Source organism: Micromonospora sp. NPDC005163, assembly GCF_053599835.1.
The window spans coordinates 1-5,479 of sequence record NZ_JBSFYP010000135.1 but is presented as its reverse complement, the minus strand read 5'-3'; the positions used below and the strand labels follow the sequence as shown (position 1 = coordinate 5,479).

The following is a 5,479-nucleotide window of genomic DNA, read 5'->3' as shown; positions in this document are numbered from 1 at the left end:
TTTCGAGGCCACCAGCTCACAACCGCTACCGATCGACCAAGCCGCCTAACTAAGATCAACACAACGACCCTGTCCGTCGAAACGGGTCAAGCCCAAGCCAACAACGAACGATGGAGTGAGTGTGATGTCGGAACGTACGGCTCTGATTACGGGCGGCACCAGCGGAATCGGGAAGGCGACCGCGCGGACTCTGCACGATCGCGGCTACCGCGTTGCCGTCACCGGACAACGTCAGGAGAGCGTGGCTCACGCACGGCAAGAATTGCCCAACGATGTCCTGGTTTTGCAAGCTGACGTGCGGTCGCTATCGGACATCGACAAGGTCGTGTCCGAAGTCGGAGGACAGTTCGGAAGTCTGACCACGCTGTTCCTGAACGCCGGCGTCAACCGTCCGATGACGCTGGAGGATTGGGACGAATCGGGCTACGACGAGGTGTTCGCCGTCAACACGAAAGGGGTGTTCTTCACCCTGGTCAAAGCCTTGCCGCTGCTGTCCGACGGCGCTTCGGTCATTGTGACAGTGGGTATCGGAGCAACGCGCAGCCTCACCGGCAGCAGCGTCGCGGCCGGGTCACACGGCGCGATGCTGGCCATGATCCCGACACTTGCGCTCGAGCTCGCACCGCGCCGGATTCGTATCAACGCGGTCAGCCCCGGAATGACCGACACTCCGATGACGAGAGCCTCGATCCGGACGGCAACCGATGACGTCGCGGGGACGATGACGGCGATGGCCGAGCACAATCCGTTCGGCCGCCTCGCGACGCCAGAAGACGTCGCGGGGACGGTCGCTTTTCTGGCTTCGGACGATGCCGTTTACATCACCGGGCAGGAGATCGTCGTGTCCGGGGGTGCCGGGTTGGCCATCTGACCGAATTGGTCTAGCTCAGGTCGTGTTCGAATGATCACTGATGAGCTGCGAGCCCCTCACATCCGGGCCGCCCGACACGAAACCCCGCTCAAGTTCGAAGAGCCGTCATCGCTCCCCTGCCCGGATTCGAACCAAGATCAACCGGTTAACGGCCGGCCGCTCTGCCCTTGAGCTACAGGGGAATGGTCGCGCGTGCGGGGCTCGAACCCGCTTCATCGCCTTGAAAGGGCGAGGGCCTACCCATAACCGAACGCGCGATGCTGTGCCCCGAGCTGGTGTCGAACCAGCGACCCCCGCCTTGTCGAGACGGTGCTCTCCCGCTGAGCTATCAGGGCTTGGTGGCCGGGGGCGGGATTCGAACCCGCGTTCTCCGGCTTGTGAGGCCGGCGAGGACGACCGAACTCCTCTACCCGGCAAGTACGCCGCCAGGGGCTCGAACCCTGCACCCGCCGGTTAAAAGCCGGCTGCTCTCCCTCTGAGCTAGCGACGCTCGATGCTGCGCCCCGCGCTGGACTCGAACCAGCGACACCCGCCTTAGGAGGGCGGTGCTCTATCCGCTGAGTTACGCGGGCATGCGTGGGAGCGGAGAGATTCGAACTCCCTAAGCGCGAACGCACCGGGGTTACAGCCCGGCCCACCTCACCATCGGTGGCGCGCTCCCTTGAGTTCACTGGCGGGAATCGAACGAGTTCGCCTGCGCGCTGCCTGCCGTTCGCGGCGCGGGCCACGACGCGCAAACCGGCGTCGTTACGTTCCCGCCGGCAACCCAATGACGTAGGAGAACTCGATGGGGCAGAGCGACATGAACGAAGCCGGTCTCGACCGCCGGCGGTTTCTGACGCTGGCGGGTGCAGGGCTGCTCGCGGCGGGCACCGTGGCGACCACGAGCGGGCCCGCGCTCGCCATGTCGCCGGTCGACGGCGATCCGTTCACGCTCGGTGTCGCGTCCGGCGACGCGCTGACCGACCGCGTCGTGATCTGGACCCGGCTCGCCCCGGAACCGCTCGATCCGTCGACCCGGTTCGGGATGGGCGATCTGACCGACGTGCCGGTTCGCTGGCGCCTCGCCCGGACCGAGTCGCACCTGGGCGCGCCGTCCAAGTGGATCGCCTCGGGTGAGGCCGTGGCGTTCGCCGACAACGGGTTTTCCGTGCATGTCGACGTCGCCGGGCTCGATGCCGGTCGGCGCTACTTCTACGAGTTCGAGGTCGACGGGCCGGACGGGACGGTGTTCCGCAGCCCGATCGGCCGTACGCACACGGCGTTCGCGGCCGGCGACGACCGCACGGCCCGGTTCGCCGTGGTCACGTGCCAGAACATCGCCCGCGCCGACGGCGGCGAGTTCTACTTCCACGGCCACGATCACCTCGCCGGCCGCGAGGATATCGACTTCGTCGTGTTCCTCGGCGACTACTTCTACGAGTTCGGGCGGGGCGCGCACGTGCCGCCGCGCGAGATCAGCTCGCTCGACGACTACCGCACCCGTTACGGCCAGTACAAGCTGCGCGACAGCCTGCGCGAGGTCCACCGGCGGTTCCCGGTGTACGTCATGCCCGACGACCACGAATTCTTCAACGACTACCGCGGCGGCGACCTCGGCGGGGTCGGCCAGGTCCGCCGGTTCAACCGCGCCCTACAGGCGCTGTGGGAGAACATGCCGCTGCGCAACGGGCACCCCGGCCCGCTCGGCGACACGAAGAACGACCTCGCGCTCTATCGGCGGATCGCCTGGGGCACGAATCTCGACCTGTACCTGACCGACGTCCGCCAGTACCGCGGCCCATCGCTACTCGGCAACGCCCAGACCGACGATCTGCTCGACTGGCTGCGCACCACGACCGCGACGTGGACCGCGCTGGCGACGCCGACGCCGATCTGGTGGAACGGCGGCAACAACGGCTGGAACGCGTTCACCGGCGTGCGCGACCGCGTCACGGCCGTCCTCGAGGAGCGCAAGGCTGCCACACCGGCCACGTTCAACCCGGTCGTGCTGTCGGGCGACATCCACTGCGGCATCGTGACCCACGTGCGCCGCTTCCGCGACCACACGAGCCCGTTCGTCGCCACCGAGTTCATCAACGCCCCGATGACGAGCCAGAGCAGCAACCAGTTCCTCCCCGACGACGAGATCCGCGGCGCCTACAACGGCATGTACGGCTACATGGAGTGCATCGCCGAGCCGACCGGCTGGAAGGTGCGCTACGTGGTCGGCAACCAGACCGACGACCCGAACGGCACCGCGACCGGCGAGCTGCCGTGGCATCTCGATGCGGGCGCCGCTCCGGGTACCGTCTACCAGCCGGTGCGCCAGGAGGCCTGACGGGGGCGTCGCCCGCGCCAGATCTGGGTACCTCCTCGACGAAATCGAGGAGGTACCCGTGGACGGGTCTGTCAAGTGGGTACGACTTCCCGCCGACCTCCGGAGCCGCAATCCGGCGCTCTTGCCGCTGAGCTACAGTCACAACGTCGGCCCGAAGGCCAGTGCCCGCACCTGGGATCGAACCAGGGACAACTGGTGTGTGGGACCAGCGCTCTACCGCTGAGCTACACGGGCATGAAGATGACGGGCAGCCCTGGTGGACCACTCTCCGCAGGGAGGAGCTGACGCCCCGTCCCGGCCCCGTCATCGCTCCGGCGACAGGACTCGAACCTGTACCTGTACGGATTAACAGTCCGCTGCCCTACCGATTGGGCGACGCCGGAATGGTCGCGCGTGCGGGGCTCGAACCCGTTTCATCGCCTTGAAAGGGCGAGGGCCTACCCATAACCGAACGCGCGTCTGCGTGCCGCGAGCTGGGATCGAACCAGCGACCTACGCCTTGTCGAGACGTTGCTCTCCCGCTGAGCTACCGCGGCGGGAGCGGGACCCGGATTCGAACCGGCGGCCTCTGGGTTATGAGCCCAGCGCGCTTCCATAACTGCGCCATCCCGCAAGTGGGCCGCCAGAGGATCGAACTCTGGACACTCCGATTAAAAGTCGGCAGCTCTACCACTGAGCTAGCGGCCCGATAGACGTCCCCCGAGCAGGATTCGAACCTGCGACGACCCGGTTTAGGAAACCAGCGCTCTATCCACTGAGCTACTGGGGGAAGTTGGTACGCCGCCGGAGGATCGAACTCCGCTCCCCTGATTAAGAGTCAGGTGCTAAGCCACTCAGCTAGCGGCGCTTGGCGGAAGGTTGACGAGTCGAACGCCAGGGCTTGCACCCCCCTCCGGCTTTCGAGGCCGGCTGGCCCCCACGGGCCGGAACCCTCCACGAGTCGGGTAGGCCGGATTTGAACCGACGGCCTTTCGCTCCCGAAGCGAACGCGCTACCAAACTGCGCCACTACCCGTTTGTCGGGACGGGGAGTCTCGAACTCCCGACCTCTGGTCCCCCAGACCAGCGCGCTACCCCTGCGCCACGTCCCGTTGTTGCCCTACGCGGGCCACCGCACGCGATATCGCTCGTACTCCGGCCCTGGATAGCAGTGAACCTGCCCGAGTACGCGGGCGTGAGGGACCAACCACATGTCCTCCATGCCACCGATGAAGAAGAAGAAGTCGACGTCCTGCTCGTCGTAGGGCAGGCGAGTCCGCCGCGTCGGCGAGAGGTAATTCCTCGTGTTCATCTGGAAACACGGCACCCCGCCGCTGACTCCGCGCCGTGATGTCTTGACCTGTACCTTTGCCGGCTGCCCGCTCGGGAAGACCACAAGCAAGTCGTACGGCTGCTGATCTGCCACCTGCCCGACGCCGCAACCGGCGAGCTTGAACCAGGCCGCGGCCAGCGACTCACCCGCGTTCCGCAGGAGATCCTGCTGGGGGCTCAGCGAGGAAGCGACGTCGTCCCCCTCGATGGGCGTCCGCCTGTCGAGGTGGGCGAAGTCGACACCTCGACGCAATGCATGGCGCTTCGCGTTGGACGCCGGAGTTCCCAGCTTGATCGCGACGTCGTTCCACGTCGTTGCCTTCCGGATCGCCCTTGCCAGCTCCTCGTCGCTCCACAACCGCTGTCCAGTGAAGTGCGACGTGTCGAGCTGAAGCTGTTCCGCCCGCCGCCGTACCCCGGTTGTGCTGGTGGTAGTACCACCCAGCTCGCGGAGTACGTGCCTCCAGGATCGGCACCGGGCAACGACCTGGGCGAACTCCTCATCGGAGGTCTTGAAAGGACGCGACATGCGGATCATATTACCGTGGCCCGGCGCGCTACCAACCTGCGCCATATCCCGGAAAGAGCCCCCGACTGGAATCGAACCAGCGACACCGAGATCCGTAATCTCGTGCTCTATCCACTGAGCTACGGGGGCAAGAATTGCTGCGTGCCGTCGGCTGGAATCGAACCAGCGACCCCGGAGTTATCAGCTCCGTGCTCTAACCGACTGAGCTACGACGGCTTGGCGAAGGGTGACGGATTTGAACCCCCGGCGGTGTGACCCGCTCCGCGTTAGCAACGCGGCGCCATCGACCAGACTCGGCCAACCCTTCATGCGCGCTGACGAGGGGACTCGAACCCCCGGCCCCCCGGCTGACAACCAGGGCCCCGGCAAAGTCGTCAGATGATGCCGAGTAGGGCCAGGGGCCGGGTGCTGTCGCGGGCGTGATGTCGGTTGGCGGCGGCGATGTTGGC

The 5,479-nt window shown here is 66.3% G+C and carries 3 protein-coding genes and 20 tRNA genes; 2 read left to right on the top strand and 21 right to left on the bottom strand.

From position 1 onward, the window contains the following. Positions 1 to 124: 124 nt before the first annotated feature. On the top strand, positions 125 to 871 hold the full coding sequence (locus tag ACWD6N_RS37260; RefSeq protein ID WP_354968317.1) for an SDR family oxidoreductase: 747 nt from the start codon (positions 125 to 127) through the stop codon (positions 869 to 871). Positions 872 to 982: 111 nt separating this feature from the next. Here ACWD6N_RS37260 and ACWD6N_RS37255 read toward each other — a convergent pair. From ACWD6N_RS37255 to ACWD6N_RS37230, 6 genes are all read right to left on the bottom strand, one after another. Then, a tRNA-Asn gene (locus ACWD6N_RS37255) sits at positions 983 to 1,053 on the bottom strand. 1 nt (position 1,054) lies between these two features. After that, a tRNA-Glu gene (locus ACWD6N_RS37250) sits at positions 1,055 to 1,128 on the bottom strand. A gap of 6 nt (positions 1,129 to 1,134) precedes the next feature. Further along, positions 1,135 to 1,206 (bottom strand) — tRNA-Val (locus ACWD6N_RS37245). A 1-nt stretch (position 1,207) separates the two neighbouring features. Continuing rightward, positions 1,208 to 1,286 (bottom strand) — tRNA-Val (locus ACWD6N_RS37240). A gap of 3 nt (positions 1,287 to 1,289) precedes the next feature. Continuing rightward, positions 1,290 to 1,361: transfer RNA gene (locus ACWD6N_RS37235), tRNA-Lys, on the bottom strand. Between the two features lie 87 nt (positions 1,362 to 1,448). Beyond that, positions 1,449 to 1,532 (bottom strand) — tRNA-Tyr (locus ACWD6N_RS37230). 126 nt (positions 1,533 to 1,658) lie between these two features. On the opposite strand from ACWD6N_RS37230, the gene ACWD6N_RS37225 reads away from it, so the two are divergent. Beyond that, positions 1,659 to 3,191 carry an alkaline phosphatase D family protein gene (locus ACWD6N_RS37225; protein WP_387331007.1) on the top strand — a complete coding sequence of 511 codons (1,533 nt, stop codon included), beginning with the start codon at positions 1,659 to 1,661 and terminating at the stop codon, positions 3,189 to 3,191. 162 nt (positions 3,192 to 3,353) lie between these two features. Here the strand turns inward: ACWD6N_RS37225 and ACWD6N_RS37220 are convergent. The 15 genes from ACWD6N_RS37220 to ACWD6N_RS37150 all read right to left on the bottom strand — a co-directional run bounded on the left by ACWD6N_RS37220 (position 3,354) and on the right by ACWD6N_RS37150 (position 5,337). Then, a tRNA-Val gene (locus ACWD6N_RS37220) sits at positions 3,354 to 3,425 on the bottom strand. Positions 3,426 to 3,500: 75 nt separating this feature from the next. After that, a tRNA-Asn gene (locus ACWD6N_RS37215) sits at positions 3,501 to 3,574 on the bottom strand. 1 nt (position 3,575) lies between these two features. Further along, positions 3,576 to 3,649 (bottom strand) — tRNA-Glu (locus ACWD6N_RS37210). A 6-nt stretch (positions 3,650 to 3,655) separates the two neighbouring features. Continuing rightward, positions 3,656 to 3,727: transfer RNA gene (locus ACWD6N_RS37205), tRNA-Val, on the bottom strand. 2 nt (positions 3,728 to 3,729) lie between these two features. Further along, positions 3,730 to 3,804, bottom strand: a tRNA-Met gene (locus ACWD6N_RS37200). Positions 3,805 to 3,806: 2 nt separating this feature from the next. Beyond that, positions 3,807 to 3,878, bottom strand: a tRNA-Lys gene (locus ACWD6N_RS37195). 8 nt (positions 3,879 to 3,886) lie between these two features. Further along, positions 3,887 to 3,960, bottom strand: a tRNA-Arg gene (locus tag ACWD6N_RS37190). A 4-nt stretch (positions 3,961 to 3,964) separates the two neighbouring features. Further along, positions 3,965 to 4,038, bottom strand: a tRNA-Lys gene (locus tag ACWD6N_RS37185). A gap of 1 nt (position 4,039) precedes the next feature. Then, positions 4,040 to 4,126 (bottom strand) — tRNA-Ser (locus ACWD6N_RS37180). Positions 4,127 to 4,131: 5 nt separating this feature from the next. Further along, a tRNA-Pro gene (locus ACWD6N_RS37175) sits at positions 4,132 to 4,205 on the bottom strand. A gap of 4 nt (positions 4,206 to 4,209) precedes the next feature. Next, positions 4,210 to 4,281, bottom strand: a tRNA-Pro gene (locus ACWD6N_RS37170). Positions 4,282 to 4,289: 8 nt separating this feature from the next. Continuing rightward, positions 4,290 to 5,030, bottom strand: coding sequence for a PDDEXK-like family protein (locus ACWD6N_RS37165; RefSeq protein WP_354968315.1), 741 nt, complete (start codon positions 5,028 to 5,030; stop codon positions 4,290 to 4,292). A 56-nt stretch (positions 5,031 to 5,086) separates the two neighbouring features. After that, positions 5,087 to 5,159, bottom strand: a tRNA-Arg gene (locus ACWD6N_RS37160). A 13-nt stretch (positions 5,160 to 5,172) separates the two neighbouring features. Next, positions 5,173 to 5,246, bottom strand: a tRNA-Ile gene (locus ACWD6N_RS37155). Between the two features lies 1 nt (position 5,247). Further along, positions 5,248 to 5,337: transfer RNA gene (locus ACWD6N_RS37150), tRNA-Ser, on the bottom strand. Positions 5,338 to 5,479 lie beyond the last annotated feature (142 nt).

Bases quoted from the DNA above. Each gene is read 5' to 3' on its own strand.
- ACWD6N_RS37260 (WP_354968317.1), top strand. From the start codon at position 125: ATGTCGGAACGTACGGCTCTGATTACGGGCGGCACCAGCGGAATCGGG.
- ACWD6N_RS37225 (WP_387331007.1), top strand. From the start codon at position 1,659: ATGGGGCAGAGCGACATGAACGAAGCCGGTCTCGACCGCCGGCGGTTT.
- ACWD6N_RS37165 (WP_354968315.1), bottom strand. From the start codon at position 5,030: ATGTCGCGTCCTTTCAAGACCTCCGATGAGGAGTTCGCCCAGGTCGTT.